At 68.9% G+C, this 24,175-nt stretch carries 24 protein-coding genes and 1 riboswitch; of the genes, 7 read left to right on the top strand and 17 right to left on the bottom strand.

The window, feature by feature from the left end:
* Positions 1 to 103: 103 nt before the first annotated feature.
* Positions 104 to 667 carry a Clp protease N-terminal domain-containing protein gene (locus IE107_RS30660; RefSeq protein WP_189547631.1) on the bottom strand — a complete coding sequence of 188 codons (564 nt, stop codon included), beginning with the start codon at positions 665 to 667 and terminating at the stop codon, positions 104 to 106.
* Positions 668 to 911: 244 nt separating this feature from the next.
* Here IE107_RS30660 and IE107_RS30665 point away from each other — a divergent pair, with 244 nt between their 5' ends.
* A complete protein-coding gene (locus IE107_RS30665; protein WP_189547632.1) occupies positions 912 to 1,133 on the top strand; it encodes a hypothetical protein in 222 nt (73 codons plus the stop codon).
* Positions 1,134 to 1,194: 61 nt separating this feature from the next.
* Positions 1,195 to 1,626: a type II toxin-antitoxin system Rv0910 family toxin gene (locus IE107_RS30670; RefSeq protein ID WP_189547633.1), complete on the top strand. Its 432-nt coding sequence runs from the start codon at positions 1,195 to 1,197 to the stop codon at positions 1,624 to 1,626.
* A gap of 82 nt (positions 1,627 to 1,708) precedes the next feature.
* Here the strand turns inward: IE107_RS30670 and IE107_RS30675 are convergent, their stop codons facing one another.
* From IE107_RS30675 to IE107_RS30685, 3 genes are all read right to left on the bottom strand, one after another.
* Positions 1,709 to 2,335, bottom strand: coding sequence for a PadR family transcriptional regulator (locus IE107_RS30675; RefSeq protein WP_189547634.1), 627 nt, complete (start codon positions 2,333 to 2,335; stop codon positions 1,709 to 1,711).
* A 54-nt stretch (positions 2,336 to 2,389) separates the two neighbouring features.
* Positions 2,390 to 2,653 carry a hypothetical protein gene (locus IE107_RS30680; RefSeq protein WP_189547635.1) on the bottom strand — a complete coding sequence of 88 codons (264 nt, stop codon included), beginning with the start codon at positions 2,651 to 2,653 and terminating at the stop codon, positions 2,390 to 2,392.
* A gap of 76 nt (positions 2,654 to 2,729) precedes the next feature.
* Positions 2,730 to 3,386, bottom strand: a complete 657-nt coding sequence (locus IE107_RS30685) for a maleylpyruvate isomerase N-terminal domain-containing protein (RefSeq protein ID WP_189547636.1) — start codon at positions 3,384 to 3,386, stop codon at positions 2,730 to 2,732.
* 225 nt (positions 3,387 to 3,611) lie between these two features.
* On the opposite strand from IE107_RS30685, the gene IE107_RS30690 reads away from it, so the two are divergent.
* Complete coding sequence (locus IE107_RS30690; protein WP_189547637.1) at positions 3,612 to 4,433, top strand: PhzF family phenazine biosynthesis protein; 822 nt, start codon at positions 3,612 to 3,614, stop codon at positions 4,431 to 4,433.
* Positions 4,434 to 4,478: 45 nt separating this feature from the next.
* On the opposite strand, the gene IE107_RS30695 is transcribed toward IE107_RS30690, so the two are convergent.
* Entirely contained in the window at positions 4,479 to 5,258 is a 780-nt protein-coding gene (locus IE107_RS30695; protein ID WP_189547638.1) for a CPBP family intramembrane glutamic endopeptidase, read from the bottom strand.
* A 184-nt stretch (positions 5,259 to 5,442) separates the two neighbouring features.
* On the opposite strand from IE107_RS30695, the gene IE107_RS30700 reads away from it, so the two are divergent.
* Complete coding sequence (locus IE107_RS30700; protein WP_189547639.1) at positions 5,443 to 7,233, top strand: substrate-binding and VWA domain-containing protein; 1,791 nt, start codon at positions 5,443 to 5,445, stop codon at positions 7,231 to 7,233.
* Between the two features lie 73 nt (positions 7,234 to 7,306).
* Here the strand turns inward: IE107_RS30700 and IE107_RS30705 are convergent, their stop codons facing one another.
* On the bottom strand, positions 7,307 to 8,812 hold the full coding sequence (locus IE107_RS30705; RefSeq protein ID WP_189547640.1) for a glutamate-cysteine ligase family protein: 1,506 nt from the start codon (positions 8,810 to 8,812) through the stop codon (positions 7,307 to 7,309).
* A 480-nt stretch (positions 8,813 to 9,292) separates the two neighbouring features.
* On the opposite strand from IE107_RS30705, the gene IE107_RS30710 reads away from it, so the two are divergent.
* Entirely contained in the window at positions 9,293 to 9,886 is a 594-nt protein-coding gene (locus IE107_RS30710; protein WP_189547641.1) for a hypothetical protein, read from the top strand.
* A gap of 319 nt (positions 9,887 to 10,205) precedes the next feature.
* On the top strand, positions 10,206 to 10,412 hold the full coding sequence (locus IE107_RS30715) for a DUF5999 family protein (protein WP_072488625.1): 207 nt from the start codon (positions 10,206 to 10,208) through the stop codon (positions 10,410 to 10,412).
* A gap of 87 nt (positions 10,413 to 10,499) precedes the next feature.
* On the opposite strand, the gene gcvP is transcribed toward IE107_RS30715, so the two are convergent.
* On the bottom strand, positions 10,500 to 13,385 hold the full coding sequence (gcvP, locus tag IE107_RS30720; protein WP_189547642.1) for an aminomethyl-transferring glycine dehydrogenase: 2,886 nt from the start codon (positions 13,383 to 13,385) through the stop codon (positions 10,500 to 10,502).
* 194 nt (positions 13,386 to 13,579) lie between these two features.
* Positions 13,580 to 13,676: riboswitch (glycine riboswitch) on the bottom strand.
* Positions 13,677 to 13,789: 113 nt separating this feature from the next.
* Here gcvP and IE107_RS30725 point away from each other — a divergent pair.
* Positions 13,790 to 14,158, top strand: coding sequence for a PRC-barrel domain-containing protein (locus tag IE107_RS30725; protein WP_189547643.1), 369 nt, complete (start codon positions 13,790 to 13,792; stop codon positions 14,156 to 14,158).
* Here IE107_RS30725 and IE107_RS30730 read toward each other — a convergent pair.
* The 10 genes from IE107_RS30730 to clsA form a co-directional block, all read right to left on the bottom strand.
* Positions 14,083 to 15,528: a DNA polymerase IV gene (locus IE107_RS30730; protein ID WP_189547644.1), complete on the bottom strand. Its 1,446-nt coding sequence runs from the start codon at positions 15,526 to 15,528 to the stop codon at positions 14,083 to 14,085. The two genes, IE107_RS30725 and IE107_RS30730, sit on opposite strands and share 76 nt — an antisense overlap.
* A 60-nt stretch (positions 15,529 to 15,588) precedes the next feature.
* Positions 15,589 to 16,203, bottom strand: a complete 615-nt coding sequence (locus IE107_RS30735; protein WP_189547645.1) for a MerR family transcriptional regulator — start codon at positions 16,201 to 16,203, stop codon at positions 15,589 to 15,591.
* 168 nt (positions 16,204 to 16,371) lie between these two features.
* Positions 16,372 to 16,845 carry a bifunctional nuclease family protein gene (locus IE107_RS30740; RefSeq protein ID WP_006123076.1) on the bottom strand — a complete coding sequence of 158 codons (474 nt, stop codon included), beginning with the start codon at positions 16,843 to 16,845 and terminating at the stop codon, positions 16,372 to 16,374.
* Positions 16,846 to 16,899: 54 nt separating this feature from the next.
* A complete protein-coding gene (gene ftsR, locus IE107_RS30745; RefSeq protein WP_189547646.1) occupies positions 16,900 to 17,643 on the bottom strand; it encodes a transcriptional regulator FtsR in 744 nt (247 codons plus the stop codon).
* Positions 17,644 to 17,660: 17 nt separating this feature from the next.
* Entirely contained in the window at positions 17,661 to 18,449 is a 789-nt protein-coding gene (locus tag IE107_RS30750) for an FHA domain-containing protein (protein WP_189547647.1), read from the bottom strand.
* Between the two features lie 190 nt (positions 18,450 to 18,639).
* The gene (locus IE107_RS30755; protein ID WP_189547648.1) at positions 18,640 to 19,431 is read right to left on the bottom strand and encodes a DUF881 domain-containing protein; all 792 of its coding nucleotides are present in this window, start codon (positions 19,429 to 19,431) and stop codon (positions 18,640 to 18,642) included.
* Between the two features lie 5 nt (positions 19,432 to 19,436).
* Complete coding sequence (locus IE107_RS30760; RefSeq protein WP_003970459.1) at positions 19,437 to 19,769, bottom strand: small basic family protein; 333 nt, start codon at positions 19,767 to 19,769, stop codon at positions 19,437 to 19,439.
* Positions 19,766 to 20,689: a DUF881 domain-containing protein gene (locus IE107_RS30765; protein ID WP_189547649.1), complete on the bottom strand. Its 924-nt coding sequence runs from the start codon at positions 20,687 to 20,689 to the stop codon at positions 19,766 to 19,768. The genes IE107_RS30760 and IE107_RS30765 overlap by 4 nt, the downstream gene beginning before the upstream one ends.
* A gap of 98 nt (positions 20,690 to 20,787) precedes the next feature.
* Positions 20,788 to 23,283 carry a mannose-1-phosphate guanyltransferase gene (locus tag IE107_RS30770; protein WP_189547650.1) on the bottom strand — a complete coding sequence of 832 codons (2,496 nt, stop codon included), beginning with the start codon at positions 23,281 to 23,283 and terminating at the stop codon, positions 20,788 to 20,790.
* 113 nt (positions 23,284 to 23,396) lie between these two features.
* Positions 23,397 to 24,005 carry a cardiolipin synthase ClsA gene (gene clsA / locus IE107_RS30775; RefSeq protein WP_189547651.1) on the bottom strand — a complete coding sequence of 203 codons (609 nt, stop codon included), beginning with the start codon at positions 24,003 to 24,005 and terminating at the stop codon, positions 23,397 to 23,399.
* Positions 24,006 to 24,175 lie beyond the last annotated feature (170 nt).

A 24,175-nucleotide genomic window follows, 5' to 3' on the forward strand; every position in this document is an offset into this window, starting at 1 on the left:
TCACCCCGGTCACCCCTGACAGACTCGCCCGTGGGTATGCGGCTCCACCACGGCCTTCCCCGTCAGCTCGGGGAGCCGCTCCGGCCGCCCGTGCGTCGGTCGCTCAGCCCCCGATCTCCCCCACGGCCCGGCCGGAAGCATCCGCGAGCCGGGCGGCGAGCCGATCCGCGTCGATCCCGCCGCGTACCAGCACCTCGACGGCCCGGCACTCGTGATCCATGGCCAGCGCCGCAAACAGATCGAGCCCTCCGGCCCGTGCATCGCCGCGCTTCTCCGCCCGGTCGAGCGCTCCGGCCATCGCCGCGGCGGCCGAGGGCGACCAGCCCTCCGCCTCCCGAACGGCGGAATGCGGGTCCGGGACGACCGGGAGCGCGCCGGAGTCCTCCACCGAGCCCTGCCAGCGAAGCCCGTACCCGATACTGCGCTGGACGAGATAGCCGAGCACCCTGGCCAGTTGCGGCCCGCCCTCGAAGGCCGCCCGCACCGCGGGATCCGATTCGATGAGAGAGTGCAGCAGATGCGCGGTGTCGATCTGCCGGTCGCCGTCGCGCAGCGCACGTCTGCGGGCGCCCGTCACCACGGCGGCCAGCTCCACCGTGAGTCTGGCGTCGAGCTCGGCGCGGTTCGGTACGGGTTGCTGAGGAATCCGCGGCATCCGGTTGTGCACGCCTCCCACCCCATCAGGCACACAGCGCCGATGCATCCCCGCAACGACTCATCCAGGCATCCCACGCAAGTTGGGCACACCCGAACGGTTTCTCCTCCTTGCGGATGAGATCTCGTCATTTCCGGATCCGATCGGAGCAAGGGGCGCGCGCCGCCTTGCCACGCGCTCCCTCGGCAACCGGAATCCGTTCCCCTACGTCCCACACGCCATACCCACGCGACAACCGGAAAGGGAGACCGCGGACATGTCCTGGTTGGTCGCCCTGCAGGCACTTGACGGACGGGAGTACGTGTACCGGGTTCACGCACCGGCCGACGCACTGCGCGCCGACCTCTTCTGGGCCGCGTTCCACTGCCACGACGAGGGCCCTCACCCGCGCGCCTGCGACCGGTTCGACGCCGCCCTGATCTGGCGCGCGGGAGGGGAAGGAACCGACCAGATAGATCTGACGGTTCATCAGTATTGAATGTTCCGGCCACTGCGGCTACGTTCCGCAACACCGTAACCCGCCGAGAAGGGGTGGTCGCATGGCCGAAGTCAGCGCAGAGGCACGCATCGAAGCACCGGCCGAGAAGGTGTGGGCCCAGCTGACGGACTTCTCCGCGTACGGCCGGTGGAACGCCACCCACACCAGCTTCCCCAAGGGCGGCCCGGAGACGCTCGAACTCTCGGCCACCTACGAGGAGAACATGAAACTCATGGGCTTCCCGGCCGAGGTGACCTGGACGGTGACGGAACTGGAGACCGCGCGCCTGCTGACGACCAAGGGCAAGGGCCCGATGGGCGTCAACCTGGCCATGCGCTACTCACTGACCCCCGACGGGAACGCCACCACTGTCCGCATCGACGGGGAGTTCACCGGCGCCGCGGTCTCCCTGATGGCGGGAAAGCTCAAGGATTCGGCGACGGCCGCGCTCGTCGAATCACTGCGCAAGCTGGGCGGCCTCATCACCGCCTGACGCCACCCGCCCGACGGAAAGGGCCTCGCGGCCCGGCCGCGAGGCCCTTGTCACCTCACCCCCGGACACCGCGTCCACGGGCTCAGTGTTCGTCGGCAAGGATCAGGTACAGCTTCTTGCGGGCCTCATTGACGACCGAGAGAGCCTTCTGACGCTGATCGGCCGAGCCGGTCTTCCAGACCTGGCCGAACGCCTCCATCAGACCGAAGCCGGCCTGCCGGATCTCGTTGACGCTCTCCCAGTCGACGCCACGCCCGGCTTCCTCCCAGGGCGCCTCGGGCCCCGAATCCGCCTCGGTGCGGCCGCTGTCGGTGAGCGTGAACAGCTTCTTGCCGCCCTCGCTAGCACTGACGATCAGACCCTCGTCCTCCAGCAGCTGAAGGGTCGGGTAGACCGAGCCCGGACTGGGCCGCCAGACCCCACCGCTGCGCTCCCCGATCTCCTGGATCATCTCGTAGCCGTGCATCGGCCGGTCCTTGAGCAGCGCCAGGATCGACGCGCGTACGTCACCACGCCGCGCCCTCCCCCGGCCGCCGCCCCGGCCACGCCCGCCACCGAAGGGTCCACCCCCGAAGGGCCCGCCCCCGAACGGCGGCCCGAACTGCCCGAAGGCCGCCCGCCGCCCCTCGAAGTCGCCACGCCCCTGATGACCGGGCCCGCAGTGCCCGCGCCCATACCCGAACTCATGCTCGTGTCCATGTGAACGCATCGCCACACTCCTTCCATTATTGATCTGTCGCGATGCGTCAACGATATATCGGAATCAGTCGCCCGACAATCCCTTGTCCGGCAACCGCCTGCGGTCATGGGAGCAACGCACCTCTATGGACCGGTGCGGGGCCACCCCGGTGGCAAGCCGGATCAGCGCCGCTGCCTGGGCGACGGCCGCAACGGTCGGCACGGTGCCGCACACCCTCGGGCCCCAGGCGCCGGGGTCGTGGGCCATCTCGTCGTACAGACTCGCCGAGCCCGCCGCGCCGCTGGCCCCGTAGTCGCTGCCATTGGGCAGCAGCCGGTCGAGGCCCACCGCGTCCTCGGGGAGCCCGGCGGTGTTCCCCGCTCCTCGGCCCGCCCCCGCCGAAGGTCCCGTTCAGCGCGGAGGATCACCCGAGGTACAGCGGCAGCTTCGCGGCCAGTTCGCCCAGTTCGGCCATCTCCTCGTCGGTCGTGGCACGCCGGCCGGTGCCGACGAGGAGGGCGGCCCGGTCGGAGAACGACGCGGGAAAGGCGGCCCCGACGATCCTCTCCAGCATCTCGCGGGACCGGGCGAGTCCCTCCGCGGGCGGCCCGGCCGCGTCCGGGAGGTGTGCGACCAGGTCGAGGTGGTGCAGCGTCCACTCCAGGACGTATGCACGGAGGTAGTCCCCCGCGGTGAGCACCTCGCCCCGGGTGCCGACCCTGAGGCCGGGGGCGGCGAGTCCGGCAGCCCGGCCGGCGGCGGAGCCCACGTCGTCGAGGTGGAACTTGAGCAGTCCGGGCTCCTCGTACGCGGCAGCCAGCCGGACGGTCAGCGCGTCCAGCGGTTCGTCACCGGTCGGCGGTGTCGCGGCGATGTCCCAGTAGGTCACCGCGTCGCGGGTCGGTTCCGCTTCGGTCGGGGTCACGAGGGTGATCAGGACGTCCTGGGCATCGATGACCAGATGACACACCAGGTCCCGTACGAGCCAGCCGGCGCAGCCGGACGGCTTCGCGAAGTCCTCGTCCGGAAGCTCGGCGACCGCCGTGCGCACGGCCGCCCAGGATCGTGAGAAGAGATCCACGTCGGCAACGTAGTGCGGTGCCCGGGGACGGACAAGTACATCGGCACGGCCGGCCCGCGAGGACGGCGCCAAGGGCGGCCGGACCTCACGACGCCGCGGTCGGGGCACCGCCCGGACGCGGTCCGCACCGGGTTCCGGCGGCGCCGTTCACCCCTCGGCATTCCAGGTCCAGTGACACCGGATCGGCCTTGGCCCCCGGCTCCGCACCGTACGTAAGGTCGCGCCATGAGGATTCGTATCGTCGACACGTTCACCGACCGCCCCTTCACCGGCAACCCCGCGGGAGTCCTGGTCCTGGATTCCGACACCTTTCCCGACGCCGACCGGCTCCAGCGGATCGCCATGGAACTGAACCTCTCCGAGACGGCCTTCACCCACCCGCTGCCGCCGGGCGGCGAGGCGGAGTGGGCGCTGCGCTGGTTCACCCCGACCACAGAGGTCGACATGTGCGGGCACGCCACCCTCGCCACCGCGCACATCCTGCACACCACCGGCACGGCGAGCGGTACGATGCGCTTCGCGGCGCGGTGCGGGATCCTCACCGCGACCACCCGCCCGGACGGCGCCATCACCCTCGACTTCCCGACCGCCCCGCTGACACCGGAGACCGCCCCCGCCGGGCTGGCCGCCGCCCTGGGCGCGGAGCCGCTGTCCGTCCACGACACCGGCCCGCACATCGGCGACCTGGTCGTCGAACTCTCCGACGAGGCGACCGTACGAGGGCTGACCCCCGATCTCGTCACGCTGGCCGATGTCTCCCGGCGGGGCGTCGTCGCCACGGCCGCCGCGCAGGACCCGTCCCGCGGCTACGACTTCGTCTCCCGCGGCTTCTTCCCACGCGTCGGGATCGACGAGGATCCGGTGACCGGCAGCGCCCACACCGCGCTGGCACCCTTCTGGTCGGCCCGGTTCGGCCGCAACGAGCTGACCGGACTACAGGCCTCCGCGCGTTCCGGCCTGGTCCGGACCTCGCTGCGCGGCGACCGCACCCTGCTGACCGGCGAGGCCGTGACGGTCATCGACGGCGAACTGCTCACGACGCTCTGAGCCTGCACGCGGCGCGGGAGGCCGTACAGGCCTCCCGCCGCTCCCTCACGGCGTGGGCAGCCAGCCCACCTTCCCCGCAAGCAGGGCATATCCGACGAACGCCCCGATGTCCAGCAAGGCATGTGCCGCCACCAGCGGCCCGACCCGCCCCCAGCGCCGGTAGAGCAGCACGAAGACGACGCCCATCACCATGTTGCCGATGAAGCCGCCGATCCCCTGATACAGGTGGTACGAACCCCGCAGCACCGAACTGGCGACCAAGGCGGCCATCGGCGTGCACCCCAACTGTCCCAGTCTGCGCAGCAGATACCCGACGACGATCACTTCCTCCACGACGGAGTTCTGGACCGCGGACAGGATCAGGACCGGGAATTTCCACCACACGTCGGGCAGTGACTCAGGGACCACGGTCAGATTGAATCCGGCCGCCCGGACCACCAGATAGAAGGCGAGTCCGGCGCTTCCGATGCCCGCCGCGACCAGCGTGCCGCGCCCCAGGTCCGGCCACGGCCTGGTGCGGTCGAAACCGATGACCCTCAGGCCCGCACCTTCCCTTGTCAGCAGATGCGCGACCAGCGCGACGGGCACCAGGGCCGTCGCGATACCGAAGAGCTGCCAGGCGAGATCCAGCCATGGACGCCCTGGCGCGTACGAGCTGTTGAGCGTCGCGGCCTGATCCTTCAAACCCCCTGGTTTCGTCAGTGATCCGACAAAACTGATCAGGGCAGACACCCCGCTGGCACCCAATGAGAGAGCCAGCACGAGGACCGTTTCGGACCGCAGAATCCGTCGCGGAACAGCCTCTTGGGGGAAAGAATCAGCCATAAGCCCCGCCTCCACCTGTACACCTGCCTTCAGTTGTGCATTCGTGCCCCATCCTGCTCCCCGTCCGACTAGGGTCTCGAATGCAGGTACGAAAATCATGCGCGAGAGGCCGGGGGACAACCACCATCGCCGATGGTGCGGTCCCCCTTTTCCTTGTTCATCCTCAAGGAGGGGCACCACCGACATGGGACGTCACAGCTTGCCCGACGAGCACGCCGGAGACGGAAGCGGGGACGGACCACCGCCGCGCCGCCGGCGCACCGTCGCGATCGCGACCATGCTCGTGCTCGCGGTGGCGGCGGGAACGGCCGTCGCGGCCCAGGGCGGCCTGCTGTCGTTCTCGAAGAGCTGCGAGGACTCGGCCGTACGGCTGTCCATGATGGCCTCGCCGGACATCGCACCGTCCATTCGCGCCGTCGCCGACAAGGCGCGCAAGGACGAGGTGCGTTCCGACGGTCGCTGCCTGTACGTGACGGTGGTCGCCCGCGACTCCTACAAGGTCGCCGACGCCCTCTCCAGCAACGCCCGCACCCCGGACTTCCAGGTCTGGCTGCCCGACTCCGACCTCTGGGTCGACCGGGCCAAGGGTTCCGGTGACGGCGTCCCGGTCGCACCGGGCGATTCCGTCGCGTCCTCCCCCGTGACCCTGGCCATGGTGCCGTCCGCGGCCAAGAGCCTCGGCTGGCCGAAGAAGAAGTACTCCTGGGCGGAGTTGACGGCCGCGGCCACGGAGTCGGACAAGGTCCGCCTCGGCGCGGCCGACCCGGCCCGCAGCGCCACCGGCCTGCTGGCGCTCGCCAGCATCGGTGCGTCCTCCGAGAAGCAGGGAGGAGACAGCGACACCAGGGTCGCGGCGACCGCAAAGCTGCTCGCGCAGCGCATGTCGGACGGTGACACCCAGGTCCTGGAGACACTGGCACAGAGCGATTCGGGTACCGAACAGGGCAACCCGGTGCGCAACCAGGCGGTCCTCCTCTCCGAGCAGGCCGCGTTCGCCCACAACGCGGAGTCGACCGGCGGCGGAAAGCTCGACCTCTTCTACCCCGAGGACGGCACTCCGCTCCTCAACTATCCGTACACACTGGTCGACGAGAACCGGATGAGCACGTCCGAGGGCCGGGCGGCGCTGCGGTTCATGACACTGCTGAACGAACCCGGTGCGCAGGACATCCTGGAGAAGAACGGCTTCCGGGACATCGACGGCGCGGCCGGGGAGTCGGTGGTCGCGTCGGCGGGTGGCAGGAAACCCCAGCCGTATGCCACCGCGGCCGCCGCCGCACCGACAGCCGAGGCGCTCCAGCAGACGCTCGGCATGTGGACGATCACGGTGCAGAGCGCTCGGCTGACCACGGTCGTGGATACGTCGGGGTCGATGGCCACGATCGTCCCGGGACGCAATCAGTCACGGATGGACGTCACCAAGGCCTCCCTGATCCAGGCCCTCAACCAGTTCACCCCGAACGACGAGATCGGGCTCTGGGAGTTCGCCACCGCGCTCGACGGCGACAAGGACTACCGCAGACTGGTGCCGGCCACCCGGCTGGGCGCCCCGGCGAAAGGCGGCGGCACCCACCGCGAGAAGCTGGCCGCGGCCTTCGCGGCACTGAAGCCCGTGCCGGGCGGCGCGACCGGTCTGTACGACACCGTGCTGGCCGCCTACAAGGACGCCCAGGCGACGTACGTGAAGGGCAAGTTCAACGCGGTCGTGATCCTCACCGACGGATCGAACCAGGACGACCTCTCCATCTCCCGCAGTGCCCTGATCGCGGAACTGAAGCGGATCGCCGATCCGGAGCGCCCGGTGCCGCTGCTCGCCATCGCTGTCGGTCCCGAGGCGGACCGCGAGGAGGTCAACGAGATAGCGAAGGTGACCGGTGGCGGTGGCTACCAGGTCATCGACCCGGCCGAGATCCAGACGGTGATCCTGCAGGCCATCATGACGGCCGGCCAGAGCGGTCACGCCACCCAGGAGTAGCCCCCGGACACCGCCGGACCGGGAACGGCCGTACCGCACGGGGCGCCGGGCCACGGCATCCGCGGTGTCGGGGTCACGGCTTGGGAGCACCGGTCGGCCAGCTGTGCACGGGCTCCCCGCTGTGCATCAGTTCCGTGTACCGCCGGGTGGTCGCGGCGAGCGCCGCGTGCCTGTCGAACCCTGCCTCCCGAGCCCGGTGGTAGCTGTCCGCCTGCCAGGACGCCCCGTTCACCCGGCGCCTGCAACGCTCCTCGATGACCCCGAGATAGCGGTCGCGGTCCGCAGGCTCGATGTTCCAGGCGTCGAGCCCCGCAGCGGCCAGCGGCAGCAGCTCGTCCCGTACCAGCTTGACGGCCGGCACCCGGGTCAGTCCGCCCGCACGGCCGGGGCGCGGCCAGGTCAGCTCCGCGCCTATGCCCAGGCGGCACGCGGTGTCGAAGTTCTCCGCCGCCGCGGCGAACGGCAGCCTGGTCCACACCGGACGGGACTCCTCGGCGAGCGCCCGTACGAGCCCGTAGTACAGCGCGGCGTTGGCGATCAGATCGGTGACGGTGGGGCCGGCGGGCAGAACCCGGTTCTCCACCCGCAGATGGGGTACGCCGTCGACCAGCCCGTACACGGGCCGATTCCAGCGGTAGACCGTTCCGTTGTGGAGCACCAGTTCCTGCAACCGCGGCACCCCGCCCTCGTCGAGGACCCGCAGCGGCTCCTCCTCGTCGCAGATCGGGAGCAGCGGCGGGAAGTAGCGCACGTTCTCCTCGAAGAGTTCGTACGCCGAACCGGTCCACCCCTCACCGAACCAGGTCCTGGGCCGCACGCCCTGGTTCTGGAGTTCGGGCGGCCGGGTGTCGGTGGCCTGCTGGAAGAGCGGCGGCCGCGACTCCCGCCAGAGCTCCTTGCCGAACAGGAAGGGTGAGTTCGCGCCGAGTGCGATCTGGACACCGGCGACGGCCTGGGCCGCGTTCCACACGGCAGGGAACCGCTCCGGAGTCACCTGCAGATGGAGCTGGACCGAGGTGCAGGCGGCCTCGGGGGTGATCGAGGCGGAGGTGGAGACCAATCGCTCCACGCCCTGGATATCGATGCGGAAATCCTCGCCCCGCGCAGCCACCATTTGATCGTTCAGCAGTGTGTAGCGGTCCACGTCCGAGATGTTCGCCAGGACGAGGTCCTCATGACGCAGGGTGGGCAGAATACCGATCATCATGATCCCGGCATCGACCTCGCCCGCCTTCCGGTGGGCATATCCGAGTCCGGCCCTGAGCTCTTCGGCCAGCTGATCGAAAACACGCCCGCCCAGGCGGTGCGGGACTATGTTCACCTCCAAATTGAACATCCCGAGTTCGGTCTGGAAATCACGGCTCGCGATGCGTGGGAGGACCTCCGCATTCATCATCTTCGGCATGCCGTCGGCGCCCGCGAGGTTCAGCTCGATCTCCACGCCCATGAGGTTGCGCGGCCGGTCGAACCTCTGCTCCGCGAGAAGTCTCTCCAGTCCCTCCAGGCACTGGTGGAGCTTCTTCCGGTACCCCTGCCGATCGGACAGGTCAAAGGCGCCCGCCACGACCTTCTCCCCCATCGGAGCGTCCCTCCCTCAAGTGGGCGGCCCGCGGCCCAGGCCGCTCGCGTCACGATCGATAATGCCCAGGCGAGGTGATCCATAACGCCCACGAGAACGCGGCGGACCCAGTAATCTGAGGGCGAAGCCCGGGGCACATTCCATGGGCATGACGCAGTCCGCGCTTTCCCCACCGGGCACCAGGGAAAAAGCCGAAGCTTTTCAGCCGTCCGCAACCGAGGAAAACCCCTGGCTGCGGCTGCACCGCTGACACGAAATCAGCAGATTCTCCGCATAATAAAGTCTTGATACCACCTTGTAGGCAATGCCTGCGACGGCTAGTGGAATCACCGTGTGAACACGTGTCGTATAAACTCCGCGGACGAGGCAGAGAGTTGACGCACCGGCCCAGTCACCGGCCTCCTCTGGCCCCGCATGCCGACAGCGCCGTCTGCACCCGCCCACGCACCACCGTGTCTCCGAAGTGAGAGGCGACCCACTATGCCGCTGCATGTACCCCCGGCTCCCGCGCCCGCTCTGCGCAGCGTTCTCGCGGCACTCGGTTCACCCACCGCGGTCCGCGAAGCCCGTACACCCTCCCTCCGGTCCGCCGAGGGACCACTGAGCCCGGAACTCCCGCTCCCCGTCCACGTACTGGAGCGGATCGGGCCGAACGGACTCGCTCCCGCCACCCGGCTCGCCGGGTGGCGGTTCCTGATCCGCAGCTCGGAACAGGCCGTCGCCGCGGCGGACACCATGCTCACTCCGGACGGCTGGGCCTTCTCGCACTTCTTCGAGGGCCCCTACATCGCATCGACCGAACTCGCCCTGCGCCAGGCAGAGACGGTGACGCCGCCCTACCAGCCGCGGCTGCTGTCCATCCCGGAGCTCTACATGCTGGCGCTGTGGCTGCACGGCGACATCGAGGCCGACGCCTCCGGCGGGACGCTCGCCCCCGCCGATCTTCTGGTTCCGCTCGCTCCCGCCCCACCGGGTATCGCGGCACACCGCCCGCATCGGGTCGCCGATCTGCTCCGCGTGATGACGCTGCGCATCACCTCCGGCCCCGGCCCCCTGCTCGGATCACCGGCCTGAGAACCGGACCGCGCCCCGTCGGCGCTGTGCCCCGCCGCCGTCCCCGGCCGCGGGGCACTGTGCTGGCGGGTCGCACTCCGCGCCCGTCCGGACTAGCCCGTACCGACCACCCCGAACCACCCGAAGGGACAGTGCAGTTGCGGTGAACCGTCCGCGCGGGTGATGCGTCCTCCGGGTAAGGAGAAGTGCTGCTGCGAAATCCCTGCGGAATGACGCCCGTGGGGCAACACTGGGACCGGACCGATCGATACGGGGGGCGGCCATGAACACCTCATCCAGCCGCAGGACATTCACTACAACGCAGCGAAAGAACCCAGCCATGTGCCAGCACCAGCCACCATGCCCGACCGCCGACTCAGCCGACCGGGAAGCCGCACGCCTGACGGCGCACCACCCGGAACAGGGCTGGAGCCTGCTGTGCAACGGAGTCCTGCTCTTCGAGGACACCGGCGAGCTGCTCCCGGACGGTCAGATCATCGCTCCGCACCGGCCCCTGGGGACCGACCGGGTGATGAAGGCCGCCTGACCGCGGCCGGTACGAGCTGGGGCCGGCACGGAGAATCCTCCGAACCGGCCCCGACGCATGTCCGCTTCACGCGGTCACGCTCATCGCTCAGTTGTCGTACTCGTCCAGCGGCGGGCAGGAGCAGACGAGGTTGCGGTCACCGAACGCTCCGTCGATCCGGCGCACCGGCGGCCAGTACTTGTCTGCGGCCGAGACTCCGGCCGGGAAGACCGCCACCTCACGGCTGTACCCGTGCTTCCACTCCCCGCCCAGCATCGCCGCGGTGTGCGGAGCGTTGTGCAGCGGGTTGTCGTCCGCGCTCCACTCGCCGGAGGCCACCTTCTCGACCTCGCCGCGAATGGCGATCATCGTGTCGCAGAACCGGTCGAGCTCCGCGAGGTTCTCGCTCTCGGTCGGCTCGATCATCAGCGTCCCGGCGACCGGGAACGACATGGTCGGCGAGTGGAAGCCGTAGTCGATCAGCCGCTTGGCGATGTCGTCGACGCTGACGCCGGTGGCCTTGGAGATCGGCCTCAGGTCCACGATGCACTCGTGCGCGACCAGACCGGCCGGGCCGTTGTACAGGATCGGGTAGTGCGGTTCCAGACGCTTGGCGATGTAGTTGGCCGCGAGGACGGCGACCTGCGTCGCACGCTTCAGGCCCTCCCCGCCCATCAGGCGTACGTACGCCCAGGAGATGGGGAGAATGCCGGCCGAACCCCACGGGGCGGCCGAGATCGGTCCGACGCCGGTCTCGGGGCCCGCCGAGGGCTGGAGCGGGTGGTTGGGCAGGTACGGCGCGAGGTGCGCGCGCACGCCGACCGGGCCGACGCCGGGGCCACCGCCGCCGTGCGGGATGCAGAAGGTCTTGTGCAGGTTCAGGTGCGAGACGTCGCCGCCGAACCGGCCCGGCCTGGCAAGGCCGACCAGCGCGTTGAGGTTGGCGCCGTCGACGTACACCTGACCGCCGGCGTCGTGCACCTCTGCGCAGATGTCGGCGACGTGCTCCTCGAACACACCGTGCGTCGACGGGTACGTGATCATGAGCACGGCGAGCTCCTCGCGGTGCTTCTCGATCTTGGCGCGGAGGTCCTCTATGTCGACCTCGCCGTCGTCGGCGGTCTTGACCACCACGACCTTCATGCCGGCCATCACGGCGCTGGCCGCGTTGGTGCCGTGCGCGGAGGACGGGATGAGGCAGATCGTGCGCTGCTCGTCACCGTTGGCCCGGTGGTACGCCCGTACGGCCAGCAGGCCCGCGAACTCGCCCTGCGAGCCCGCATTCGGCTGGATGGAGACCGCGTCGTAGCCGGTGACCTCGGCGAGGCGCTCCTCCAGCTCGCGGATCAGGGTGAGGAAACCCTGCGCCTGCTCGGCCGGGGCGAAGGGGTGCAGCGCGCCGAACTCGGGCCAGGTGATCGACTCCATCTCGGTGGTCGCGTTCAGCTTCATGGTGCAGGAGCCGAGCGGGATCATGCCGCGGTCCAGCGCGTAGTCCCGGTCGGCGAGCTTGCGCAGGTAGCGCAGCATCGCGGTCTCGGAGCGGTACTGGTGGAAGACCGGGTGGGTGAGGATCTGGTCCGAACGCAGCAGGCCCTCGGGCAGCGCGTCGGCGGCGGTGGCGTCCAGCTCCTCGATGTCCCCACCGGCGCCGAAGGCGTCCCAGACTGCGGTGATCTGCGTACGCGTGGTGGTCTCGTCGCAGGCGAGGGAGACCAGGTCGGCGTCGACGAGCCGCAGGTTGACCCCGCGCTCGCGGGCGGCCGCGACGATGTCGGCGGCCTTCCCCGGGACGCGCACCGTGAGGGTGTCGAAGTGGGCGCCGGTCACGACATCGATACCGGCGGCGCGCAGGCCCTCGGCCAGGATCGTCGCGTAGCGGTGGGTGCGCCGGGCGATCGTCCGCAGTCCGTCCGGGCCGTGGTAGACGGCGTACATTCCGGCCATGACGGCGAGCAGCACCTGGGCGGTACAGATGTTGCTGGTGGCCTTCTCGCGGCGGATGTGCTGCTCGCGGGTCTGCAGGGCCAGCCGGTAGGCCTTGTTGCCGTCGGCGTCGACGGAGACACCGACGAGGCGGCCGGGAAGGCTGCGGGCGAACTTCTCGCGTACGGCCATGAATCCGGCGTGCGGTCCGCCGAAGCCCATCGGCACACCGAAGCGCTGCGTGGTGCCGACCGCGATGTCGGCGCCCAGGTCACCGGGCGAGGTGAGCAGGGTCAGGGCCAGCAGGTCGGCGGCGACCGTGACGATCGCGCCCAGCTCGTGGGCCTGCTCGAGGACGGGCCCGATGTTCCGCACTTCCCCGGACGCGCCCGGGTACTGCACCAGGACACCGAAGACACCACGCTCGGCGAGCTCGGCCGGGATGCCCTCGGACAGGTCGGCGACGACGACCTCGACACCGGTCGGCTCGGCGCGGGTCTCGATGACGGCGATGGTCTGCGGCAGGGCGTCGGCGTCGACCAGGAAGACACCGTCCTTCACCTTGCCGACGCGCCGGGAGAGCGCCATGGCCTCGGCGGCCGCGGTGCCCTCGTCCAGCAGGGAGGCTCCGGAGGTGGGCAGCCCGGTCAGCTCGGCGACCATCGTCTGGAAGTTGAGGAGCGCCTCCAGGCGGCCCTGCGAGATCTCCGGCTGGTACGGCGTGTAGGCCGTGTACCAGGCGGGGTTCTCCATGACGTTGCGCAGGATCACCGGCGGGGTGAAGGTTCCGTAGTAGCCGAGCCCGATCATCGGGGCCAGCACCTGGTTGCGGTCCGCGAGCGCGCGCAGCTCGGCCAGGACCTCGGCCTCGGTACGAGCGGCCGGCAGTCCGAGTGCCTCCGTGCTCTTGATGACGTCGGGCACCGCGGCAGCGGTCAGCTCGTCCAGCGAGCCGTAACCGACCTGGGCGAGCATCTTCGACTGCGCCTCGGCATCGGGTCCGATATGGCGCTGCTCGAACGGAATGCCCTGCTCCAGCTGGGAGAGCGGAGTGCGACGGGGGGTCATGGTGGAGGCCTCCTGGTCTGTCACGACCTGCGAGGGGCACCACGGCGCGGGTGCCCGGACGGCCTCCCCCTCTGTCATCTCAACCTGAGAGCTTCACCGGCACGCCCTGCGGCATGCCGACTTTCACCGTCGGTGAGGAAGGGACTCGTACCGGCACTCGGCCGCACGTGACCCGCCCTGCTTTCCAGAGTGACCTCGTCCGTGCGGTACGGGGGCCTGAGAGATTCCGGGGAGGATTTGCTCCTTCGGCGCCTTCGGATCAGTTCCGGAGGACTCTCCCGCACGGGTTCAGCGGCCATGACCAGCCTACCAGCGGGGTTCATGGCTGATTTCTCGAGTGGCCAACCACTCGGATCTGCCCTTTTGTAGTGCTTGTGGAGTAGCCGCGACCAGTGGGAGGGACCGTGCAGACCGACATCGATCCGCGCAGCCTGATCGGCCGCAAGGCGTTCGACCGCAAGGGCACCAAGATCGGGACCGTGGACGAGGTGTATCTCGACGACGCGACCGGAGTGCCCGAGTGGGCTGCCGTACGTACCGGACTCTTCAGCCGGGACGCGTTCGTCCCGCTGGAACCCAGCGAATTCGTGGAGGATTCGCTCCGTATCCCCTTCGACCGCGCGCTGATCAAGGACGCACCGGACTTCGGCGTCGGCCGCCATCTCTCGCCCGAACAGGAGCTCCAGCTCTACCGGCACTACGGTCTGGACTCCCTGTCCGGGCCGGCCGGCCCGGACAGCGACTTCGGCAGACTGGCCGGCCAGGACGAGTAGTCCGCCGGATCCCGCACCAGGGGCAGTGGATCGGCAGTCCGGAGCTCCGGGTCGTCGATCCGGAACGTACGCACCCGACCGGGCGCCGACTCGGGCTCCTCGAACCGGACCGTCACCCGGCCGACGCCACTGCCCTGCACCCAGCCGTGGCCGTATGTGTCATGGCATACGTCGTGTCCGGCGGGCCAGCGCCGGGCGGCGCGCTGCTCGGCGGTCTCGTGGTCCTCCGCCCCAAGATCGCCCGACGCCCCGGCCGGCGCGCCTTCCTCGGCCGGTTCCTCGGTCGCGGTCTGCTCACCGGCGGCCTGGGCGAAGAGATCCTCCTGCGTGTAGTCGGCGAGCCCCGTCACGCCCACTCCCAGGAGCCGCACGCCCCCGGTGGTGTCCACGGCCTCCAGGAGGCGTGCGGCGGCCTCACGGACCACCGTGGGGTCGTCCGTGGGCCCACGGAGCGTCTCGGACCGCGTGAGCGTCGAGAAGTCGTACCGGCGCACCTTCAACACCACCGTCCGCCCGGACCGCCCCGCGCCCCGCAGCCGCTGGACACACCGGTCGGCCAGTCGCTCGACCTCCGTGCGGATCCGCACCCGGTCGTGCAGGTCGGCATCGAAGGTGTCCTCGACCGACACCGATTTCGCGTCCCGCTCCGCGACCACCGGCCGGTCGTCGTGGCCGAGCGCCATGCGGTGGAGCGCGCTGCCGTGCGCCTTCCCCAGCAGGCGTACGAGCTCGTCCTCACCCGCCTCGGCCAAGTCGTCGACCGTGGTCATCCCGGCACGGCGCAGATGGTCCGCCGTCGCCGGCCCGACACCGGGCAGGATCCGCACCGGCATGGGTGCGAGCAGGGACCGCTCCGTGCCCGGCTCTATGAGCAGCAGGCCGTTCGGTTTCGCCTCCTCCGAAGCGATCTTGGCCAGCATCTTGGAACCGGCGAGCCCGACCGAGCCGGTGAGCCCGGTGACCGCTCTGATGGCCCTACGCAGCTGCTCACCGATCTCCAGCGCCGAAGCCGCGTCATCGGCCGTCCCGCCCGCCTCCAGGTCGACGAAGGCCTCGTCCAGGCTGAGCGGCTCCACCAGCGGGGAGAGCCGCGCCAGCAGCTCCATCACCTGGTCGCTCACCGACCGGTACAGCTCGAAGCGGGGCACCAGATAGGCCGCGTTGGGCGCCAGCCGCCGCGCCTGCGCCGTGGGCATCGCCGAATGCACCCCGAAGTGCCGCGCCTCGTACGAGGCGGTGGCGACCACTCCGCGCGGCCCCAGCCCGCCCACCACGACCGGCTTGCCGCGCAGGCTCGGCTTCGCCGCCTGCTCGGCAGAGGCGTAGAAGGCATCCATGTCCAGATGCAGGATGGTGGGCGCGACTCTCACATCAATCGATGCTGCCCTACGGCACTGACAACCGCCGCGCCCCAGGACCTGCCCGGCGGGTCATCCGGCGCGATTGCGCCTTCGCGCGAGCTCATCGGTGGGGTTGTTCCCGATGAGGGTCTCGCCGGTGTCCACCCGCTCGCCGTGGAGCTGCGAGAGGGCGGCGTCGACGTCCTGCCACACCACGCCCACCGCGATACCGAAGACTCCCTGACCGCCCTGAAGCAGGCTGACGACCTCATCGGGCGAGGAGCACTCGTAGACCGTCGCCCCGTCGCTCATCAGCGTCATCCGCTCGAGGTCCTGGAATCCCCGGGCGCGCAGATGCTGAACCGTGGTGCGAATGTTCTGGAGTGCCACACCCGTGTCCAGGAAACGCTTCACGATCTTCAGCAGGACGACATCCCGGAAGCTGTAGAGCCGCTGCGTGCCGGAGCCGTACGCGGGACGCACGCTCGGTTCCACCAACCCCGTGCGCGCCCAGTAGTCGAGTTGCCTGTAGGTGATCCCGGCAGCCGCGCAGGCGGTAGGCCCGCGGTAGCCGATGTCGTTGGCCGATGTCACTGCGCCCCCCGCCACCGCCGGTTGAACCGGTTGCATGATGCTGTGGTCGGCTTTACTCCCCTGCTGCGGATACGGCCCACCCGCTGCCGTACCGTCGCCGCTGCTTCTCACGCCGACCTCCGTCCTTGACCTGCCATCTCGAAGGTAGGCAGTCGCCCGGGGTGCGTCAACGATCGCCACACTCGGCACGCCGAGTGATAATCACCCTGAGGGTGGTTTCCCGTGCCTCATGAACGGGAAAGGCTTGCCGGATGCGCTGACGGCGGCCCCGGAGAACGGTCACTGGCTGTTGGTACCGAAATCCTCCGGAGAGATCTGATCGAGGAACTCGCGGAATTTCTCCACCTCGTCCTCCTGCTCGTCCGGGATGGCGATGCCTGCGTCGTCGAGCACCCCGTCACTGCCGTAGATCGGCGTTCCGGTGCGCAGCGCGAGCGCTATGGCGTCGGACGGCCGTGCGCTCACCTCGACCCCGCTGGCGAAGACCAGCTCCGCGTAGAAGACCCCTTCCCGAAGATCCGTGATGCGGACCTCGGTGAGCTCCTGGCCGACGGCCTCGAGCACGTCCTTGAAGAGATCATGGGTCAGCGGCCTGGCCGGAGCCATGCCCTGCTGGGCGAAGGCGATCGCGGTCGCCTCACCAGGACCGATCCAAATGGGGAGGTACCGGTCGCCTCCCACTTCACGCAGGAGCACGATCGGTTGGTTGGAGGGCATTTCCACCCGGACACCCACAACGTCGAGCTCGTTCACACAGCAACCCTAGGACGTGCCCGGCAGGTTTGGGTAGTCGGGCATCCGACGTGATCAGTGGAGCCGGACGTGCAGGGCGCTCTGCACAAGGGCCGAATGAAGCCTCAAGGACAGCTCCGCGAGCTCTTTCGCAGTTGCCTCCGCATGGGCTCTGGTCTGCGGATTCCGGTGCCTCCGCAGGGGCGCGACCACCTGCTCGATGAGCCCGACCTCGCGATCCGCGGCCGCCCGCACGGCCCGCAGATGGCGCGGCTCCAGACCGAACCTGCCCAGATCCGCCACAAGCCTGGCGACGGTGACCATCTCGGCGTCGTAACCGCCCTCGGCGGTCGGAGTGACCAGGCCGTACGACTCCCACTCGTCGAGGTCGCTCTCGGTGACCTCGGCGGCCGCCAGCAGCTCGGCCCGGCCGATCCGGGCGGCGGTGGCCCGTCCGGTCTCCGTGTCCCAGCCACCGTCGGCCAGGTCCCGCGGGCCGCCCCCGGAGGGCAGGGCGGCCTGTTCACCACGGGCAAGGGCATCCAGATGCTCACGGATGACCTTCAGCGGGAGGTAGTGATCCCGCTGCATGCGCAACACCTGAGCCAGCCGCTCCACATCGGCACCACGGAACTTGCGGTAGCCGGAAGGGGTCCGCTGCGGCTCGACGAGCCCCTCGGCCTCCAGGAAACGAATCTTGGAGATCGTGACCTCGGGGAACTCGTCCCGCAGCCGCAGAAGCACCGTGCCGATGCTCATCGGGCGGTCGTCGGCGGTGGCGGTGCCGGCCACGGCACCGCCCGTCGGTGTTCTCAGCATGGACCTTCCCTGACGGGTCAGATACCGCGCTGGCTCGCGTAGAAGACCAGCCGGTACTTGCCGATCTGCACTTCGTCGCCGTTGGACAGGGCGACGGAGTCGATGCGCTCCCGGTTGACGTAGGTGCCGTTCAGGCTGCCCACGTCCCCGACCGTGAAGCTGCCGTCGGGGCTCCTGCGGAACTCCACATGCCGCCGCGACACCGTCACGTCATCGAGGAAGATGTCGCTCTGCGGATGACGGCCGGCCGTGGTCAGCTCACCGTCCAGCAGGAAGCGACTGCCGGAGTTCGGACCGCGACGCACCACCAGGAGCGCCGAGCCGAGCGGAAGGGCATCGACGGCGGCCTGCGCCTCGGGCGAGAGGGACGGAAGAGCCGTCTGCCCGGTGGCCTCCGCGTCGTATGCCTCGAGGCCGGAGATGGAGATGGTCGAGGTCGTCTCCGAGGCACGCTCGGGAATCCCGCCCCTCAGCGGCGCACCGCAGTTGGAGCAGAAACGACTGGCCTCGGCGTTGCGATGCCCGCACCTCGTACAGACCGGCATGGACGAACCCTCCTGCCTGGGGGCGAACTCTCCACCCGTACTCGAGGTCGACGATTCTCCGAAACCTATGCGGCCGGGACCGGCAGGGTCAACAGACGACGCGCCGGATGCTCCCGAATTGTCACTGCCCGTACCCGACACCTGATCACGGAAGAGCGGGCGCTCCGTCCCCTGCTCGTCTCCCTGGCCATGGCGCGGTGCGCGATGGCGCGCAGCCTCGTCGCGAGCGCTCTTGCCGAACAACTTCCCAAACAACTTCACGGGCGATTCCCCTTGACCGAAATAGACCCGCCCGTGGGGCAGGACGAACCCTGAATGAACACACCTGCCGACCCGGACATCTTTACAACGTCCGTATCCACTCGACAGTTTCCACCACGTGCCACCAATACGATGCGGCGACCCCCCGCAAGCTCGCACCCGTGTCCTTCGTCCCCTTCACGCCGTGGCTTCACGGGGACGACGACCGAGCGTAGTCAGGCTGCTTCGCCGGTCGCAAGGCGTCCACGACAATGTCGTCGACCTGCTCGACCTGCACGGTGGCCTGCTCCTTCTCCAGTGTCTGCACCACACCGCCCGGGATGTTCAGCGCCGGCTCCAGATCCTGGGGCTTGCCGATCACCTTGAAGACGTACGGTGCGGTGATCTTACGATCGTCGACCCTGACATTGCCGCCGTCACCGGAGAAGTACGTATTGGCAACCACACGCACCCCGTTGACCTCGATCGCCTCGGCGCCCGCTGCCCGCAGCTCCTGGAGAGCGTCGAGCAGCATGTCCGCCTTCACGCCGTCCCCGGGGTCGTTGACGGTGAGCGTGATCCCGGGGCCGTGTGCCGCCACAGTGCCCGCGAGCACACCGAGTTGCCGCTCCTTCTCCACCGTCTGCCTACGTGCCTCCTCGGCCTGGTCGGAGCTGTTCTCCAGCTCCGTGCGCTGAGCGGCCAGCCGCTGCTTCTCGTCCTCCAGACGCTGTGTCCGGTCGTCCAGCTCGTCGAGGATGCGGACCAGGTCCTCCTGCCGGGCCCCCCGCAACGCGCTGTTGTCGCTGGTGGACCTCACCTGAATGGCCAGTCCGAGACCGAGTACGAACAGCAGCAGCGCGACGACGAGTTGGGCCCGAGTCACCCGCGGCGGCCACAGCCCGGCGACCAGCCGCTGACGGCCGGTGAGTTCATGGGTGGTGGAGCCGGGCGTCTGCGCGTCGGCGTGATCCGGCTCGCCGGGACGTTCTTCGTTGCTCATCGGCGTCAGGCCCGGAAGACGTGCCGACGGATGGCCGCGGCGTTGGAGAAGATCCGGATCCCGAGCACGACCACCACACCGGTGGACAGCTGCGCTCCGACACCCAGCTTGTCGCCCAGGAACACGATCAGTGCGGCCACCACGACGTTCGAGAGGAACGACACGACGAACACCTTGTCGACAAAGATCCCGTCGAGCATGGCTCGCAGACCACCGAAGACTGCGTCGAGGGCGGCCACGACGGCGATCGGGAGATACGGCTCGACCACGGCCGGCACCTCGGGCCGGACCAACAGTCCGACCACGACTCCCACGACGAGGCCCAGTACGGCGATCACGATGTGCCCTTCCCTGTGTCTGCCGCACCACTGCCGGTGTCTGCGGCCTGATAAGGCTCTGCTGTACGTACGATCAGGCTCGGCGCGACCGGGAGGCTCACCTTCTGCTGCACGGACATGCTCGTGCGGATGTCGAAGGTGTCCTTGAGCGCCTGCAGATACTGACCGTCGGCACTGTCCTGGAACGCGGTGCCGAGTTGCTTCCCGTTCCCCACCGCCAGCACCGTGTACGGCGGCACCAGCGGTCTGTTGTCGACCAGTATGGCGTCGCCCGCCGCGCGGATCGCCGAGAGGGCCGTCAGCCGCTGCCCGTTGATCGCGATCGCCTCCGCGCCGGACTGCCACAGCCCGTTGACGACCCGCTGGAGGTCCCGGTCGCGGACCCGTCCGGTGTCGGCGAATCCGCTGCTCTCCCTGGGGCCACCGCCGCCCTGGTCGGTGTTCTTGGCGTCGTCGACCACGAGTTTCACGCCGGGCCCCGCCACCGGGGTCGCCCCGGCGAGCAGCGCCACCCGTTCCCCCTGATCGCCGCCGTGCTTCTCCAGCGCCTTGCGCTGGCGCCGGCCCACATCGTCCCGGAGCTTGTCCACCTGGGACTCAAGGGTGTCGGCCGCCGACGTCTCGCCGTCGATGCGATCGATCAGCTCCTGGCGCTCCTTTGCGAGGACCGGCGCGGAGACGCGCGCCTCCGCTGCCCCGAGCGTGACCACGAGGGCTGCCAGCACCAGACATGCGGCGAGACCGAGCTTCGATTTGAGCGTACGGGGCAGGCCCGCGCTCCCGTCGGCCTTGCGACGCGCCGCCGCCTCGGCGTATCCGTCGTCCAGGCTGTGGTCCATCACATTGGTCAGCAGCGACATGGACGCGTCGGGACGCGCGGGAGGCGAGGCGTTACTCCGATCGGGGGGCTGCTGCGACATGCCGCACATCGTCGCACGTCGCCGCCGCTACCGCCGAATGGCCCCACCGGTGTGCCCGCGACCGTCGCCGGACATGTGCGGGCGCACCGGAAGAACCGTCACTGACCTGCGCTGTCCACAACCACCGCCCATTCGCCCAGCAGCGCCTGCGCGGAGGCGTCGTCCGGTCCCTCAGCCCACAGATGGGTGACCGCCTCGGCCCGGTCCGGCAGTACCATCACCCACCGCCCGTCGGCCTCGACCACCCGTACACCGTCCGTGGTATCGACGCTGCGGTCACCGGCGGCCTCCACGACCCGGCGCATGACCAGGCCCTTGACGGCCCAGGGGGTGGCGAGGTCACGGCGCAGGACATGGGCACGGGGGATGCGGGCATCGATCTGGCTGAGGGTGAGCTGGGTCCTGGCCACCAGCCCGAGGAGCCGCACGAACGCGGCCGATCCGTCGAAGACACTGCTGAATTCGGGAACGATGAAGCCCCCGCGCCCGTCTCCACCGAAGATGGCGCCTTCCTCGCGTCCCACGCGCGTCAGATCGTCGGGCGATGTCGTCGTCCATTCGACCTGCGTGCCGTGGTACGCCGCGACCTGCTCGGCGACCCGTGTCGTGGTGACCGGCAGCGCCACCCGCCCGCTGCGCCGCTCGGCCGCCACGAGGTCGAGCATCACGAGGAGCGCCCGGTCGTCCTCGACGATCCGGCCCCGCTCGTCGACCAGGGAGAGCCGCTCACCGACCGGGTCGAACCGCACGCCGAACGCGGCCCGCGCCGACGAGACGATCTCGCCCAGCCGCACCAGTCCGGATCGCCGAGCCTCGGCGGTCTCGGTGGGTCGTGATTCGTCGAGGCCGGGGTTGATGGTCAGCGAGTCGACACCGAGCCGTCCCAGCAGGCTGGGCAGTACGAGCCCGGCACTCCCGTTGGAGGCGTCGACGACCACCTTGAGCCCCGCGTCGGCGATTCCCGCGGTGTCCACGTTCCGCAGCAGCGATCCGGTGTACGAATCGAAGACGCTGGACGGGAAGTGCAGATCCCCGATCTCGCCGGGGAAGGCACGGCGGTATTCCTGACGTGCGTAGACCCGGTCCAGCTTCCGCTGCCGTGCCTGCGACAGATCCGCTCCCCGCTCGTCGAAGAACATGATGTCGACCGAGTCCGGCACGCCGGGGGACGTACGGATCATGATTCCGCCGTCACTACCCCGAGCGGTCTGCTGGCGCGCCACGGGCAGGGGTACGTTCTCCAGGTCCCGGACGTCGATGGCGCTGGCCTGGAGGGCCGAGATCACCGCTCGCTTCAGTGCACGGGCACCGCGTGAGTGGTCACGTGCAGTGGTGACCGTCGAGCCCTTCTTCAGCGTCGTGGCATAGGCACCGGCGAGCCGGACCGCCAGTTCCGGGGTGATCTCGACATTGAGGATCCCGGAAACGCCCCTGGCGCCGAAGAGATGGGCCTGTCCCCGCGATTCCCAGATCACCGAGGTGTTGACGAAGGCGCCGGCCTCGATGGTCTTGAACGGGTAGACGCGGACATTGCCCTGAATGATCGACTCCTCGCCGATCAGACATTCGTCCCCGATGACCGCGCCGTCCTCGATCCGGGCCGCCCGCATGACGTCGGTGTTCTTGCCGATCACGCATCCGCGCAGATTGCTGTGCTGACCGATATAGACGTTGTCGTGCACCACAGCCTTGTGCAGGAACGCACCGCTCTTGACGACGACGTTCGACCCGATGACCGTGTGCTCGCGAAGCTCAGCACCGGCTTCGACCTTTGCATAGTCCCCGATGTAGAGGGGGCCGCGGAGCACCGCGTCGGGATGCACTTCGGCACCTTCGGCGACCCATACGCCGGGCGAGATCTCGAAGCCGTCGATGTCGACATCGACTTTGCGTTCAAGAACGTCGGCCTGCGCCTTCACATAGCTTTCGTGGGTGCCGACGTCCTCCCAGTAGCCCTCGGCAATGTAGCCGTAGATGGGCTTGCCTTCCTTCATGAGCTGAGGGAAGACATCACCGGACCAGTCCACCGAGACATCGGCTTCGACATAGTCGAATACCTCGGGCTCCATGACGTAGATACCGGTGTTCACTGTGTCCGAGAAGACCTGGCCCCAGGTGGGCTTCTCCAGGAAACGTTCGACCTGGCCGCCTTCGTCCACAATCGTGATGCCGAATTCCAGCGGGTTCGGCACGCGGGTCAGGCACACCGTGACCAGACCGCCCTTTTCCTTGTGGAAGGCGATGAGATCGGTGAGATCGAAGTCGGTGAGTGCATCACCGGAAATGACGAGGAAGGTGTCGTCCTTCAGCGCTTCCTCGGCATTCTTCACGCTCCCCGCGGTGCCGAGCGGCTTCTCCTCGTTGGCGTAGCTGAGCTCCATCCCGAGCTCTTCGCCGTCCCCGAAGTAATTCTTGACCAGCGATGCAAGAAACTGGACCGTTACGACGGTCTCATTCAGCCCGTGCCGCTTGAGCAGCCGAAGCACATGCTCCATGATCGGCCGATTGGCGACGGGCAGAAGCGGCTTGGGCATGCTTGAGGTCATGGGGCGAAGGCGAGTGCCTTCGCCGCCAGCCATCACGACGGCCTTCATGTCGGAAACGTCCTCCTTGAAGAGACGACGGTCTGGCCGACTTCGCCCGTCGGGGCACCATCCGGGTCATCCGCGGCGGGCCGGCCACACTGCGCGGCACCGCGTCAACGAGCTCAATCGGCTACTGCATCCGCCTTGACGAGCCGGCGGACCTGAACCACGTAGAGGATCCCTGCCCACCAATAGAGCGTTGTACCCCAACCTGCGAACGCCCATCCGAAAACGGCGGCCAGCGAGGCAAGCCAACCACTTCCGTCACTGAGCAGCAACAAGGGGAACGCGTACATCAGGTTGAACGTGGCCGCCTTCCCCAGGAAGTTCACCTGGGGCGGCGGATAGCCGTGACGCCGCAGGATTCCGACCATCACGAGAAGCATCAGCTCACGGGCAAGAAGCGCCACCGCAAGCCACAGCGGCAGGATCTCCCGCCAGGTCAGGCCGACCAGGGTCGAAAGGATGTAGAGGCGATCCGCAGCAGGATCCAGGAGCCGGCCGAGGCTGCTGATCTGGTTCCATCGACGGGCGAGCTTTCCGTCGAGGTAGTCGCTGATGCCGCTGAGCATCAACACCAGCAGGGCCCAGCCGTCGCTCTGGGGGCCTCCGAACACGGGGCGAAGAATCAGCCACAGGAAGAGCGGAACCCCTACAAGGCGAGCCATGCTGAGGATGTTGGGGATGGTGAGTACCCGGTCCGTCTGAACCCGAGTCTCCTGGACCTCCACCCGGGGGCCTCCTGTGAAGAACGTGCCAATGATGCCCCCTGACCTTACCTTCAGCTCCTGCTGTCAGTTGCACAGGGGTGACGGCAAGAGGGTCGTGAACGCGAAAAAGCCCCGTGCCACAAGGGCACGGGGCTTTCCCGTAAAAGGAGTTCGGCGGCGTCCTACTCTCC

It is taken from the genome of Streptomyces gelaticus (assembly GCF_014649535.1).
GTDB lineage: Bacteria > Actinomycetota > Actinomycetes > Streptomycetales > Streptomycetaceae > Streptomyces > Streptomyces gelaticus.

What these genes read in the sequence shown, in the direction of transcription:
- IE107_RS30665 (WP_189547632.1), top strand. Translation starts at nt 912, where the DNA reads ATGTCCTGGTTGGTCGCCCTGCAGGCACTTGACGGACGGGAGTACGTG.
- IE107_RS30670 (WP_189547633.1), top strand. Translation starts at nt 1,195, where the DNA reads ATGGCCGAAGTCAGCGCAGAGGCACGCATCGAAGCACCGGCCGAGAAG.
- IE107_RS30675 (WP_189547634.1), bottom strand. Translation starts at nt 2,335, where the DNA reads ATGCGTTCACATGGACACGAGCATGAGTTCGGGTATGGGCGCGGGCAC.
- IE107_RS30690 (WP_189547637.1), top strand. Translation starts at nt 3,612, where the DNA reads ATGAGGATTCGTATCGTCGACACGTTCACCGACCGCCCCTTCACCGGC.
- IE107_RS30695 (WP_189547638.1), bottom strand. Translation starts at nt 5,258, where the DNA reads ATGGCTGATTCTTTCCCCCAAGAGGCTGTTCCGCGACGGATTCTGCGG.
- IE107_RS30700 (WP_189547639.1), top strand. Translation starts at nt 5,443, where the DNA reads ATGGGACGTCACAGCTTGCCCGACGAGCACGCCGGAGACGGAAGCGGG.
- IE107_RS30705 (WP_189547640.1), bottom strand. Translation starts at nt 8,812, where the DNA reads ATGGGGGAGAAGGTCGTGGCGGGCGCCTTTGACCTGTCCGATCGGCAG.
- IE107_RS30710 (WP_189547641.1), top strand. Translation starts at nt 9,293, where the DNA reads ATGCCGCTGCATGTACCCCCGGCTCCCGCGCCCGCTCTGCGCAGCGTT.
- IE107_RS30715 (WP_072488625.1), top strand. Translation starts at nt 10,206, where the DNA reads ATGTGCCAGCACCAGCCACCATGCCCGACCGCCGACTCAGCCGACCGG.
- gcvP (WP_189547642.1), bottom strand. Translation starts at nt 13,385, where the DNA reads ATGACCCCCCGTCGCACTCCGCTCTCCCAGCTGGAGCAGGGCATTCCG.
- ftsR (WP_189547646.1), bottom strand. Translation starts at nt 17,643, where the DNA reads ATGCTGAGAACACCGACGGGCGGTGCCGTGGCCGGCACCGCCACCGCC.
- IE107_RS30755 (WP_189547648.1), bottom strand. Translation starts at nt 19,431, where the DNA reads ATGAGCAACGAAGAACGTCCCGGCGAGCCGGATCACGCCGACGCGCAG.
- IE107_RS30765 (WP_189547649.1), bottom strand. Translation starts at nt 20,689, where the DNA reads ATGTCGCAGCAGCCCCCCGATCGGAGTAACGCCTCGCCTCCCGCGCGT.
- IE107_RS30770 (WP_189547650.1), bottom strand. Translation starts at nt 23,283, where the DNA reads ATGAAGGCCGTCGTGATGGCTGGCGGCGAAGGCACTCGCCTTCGCCCC.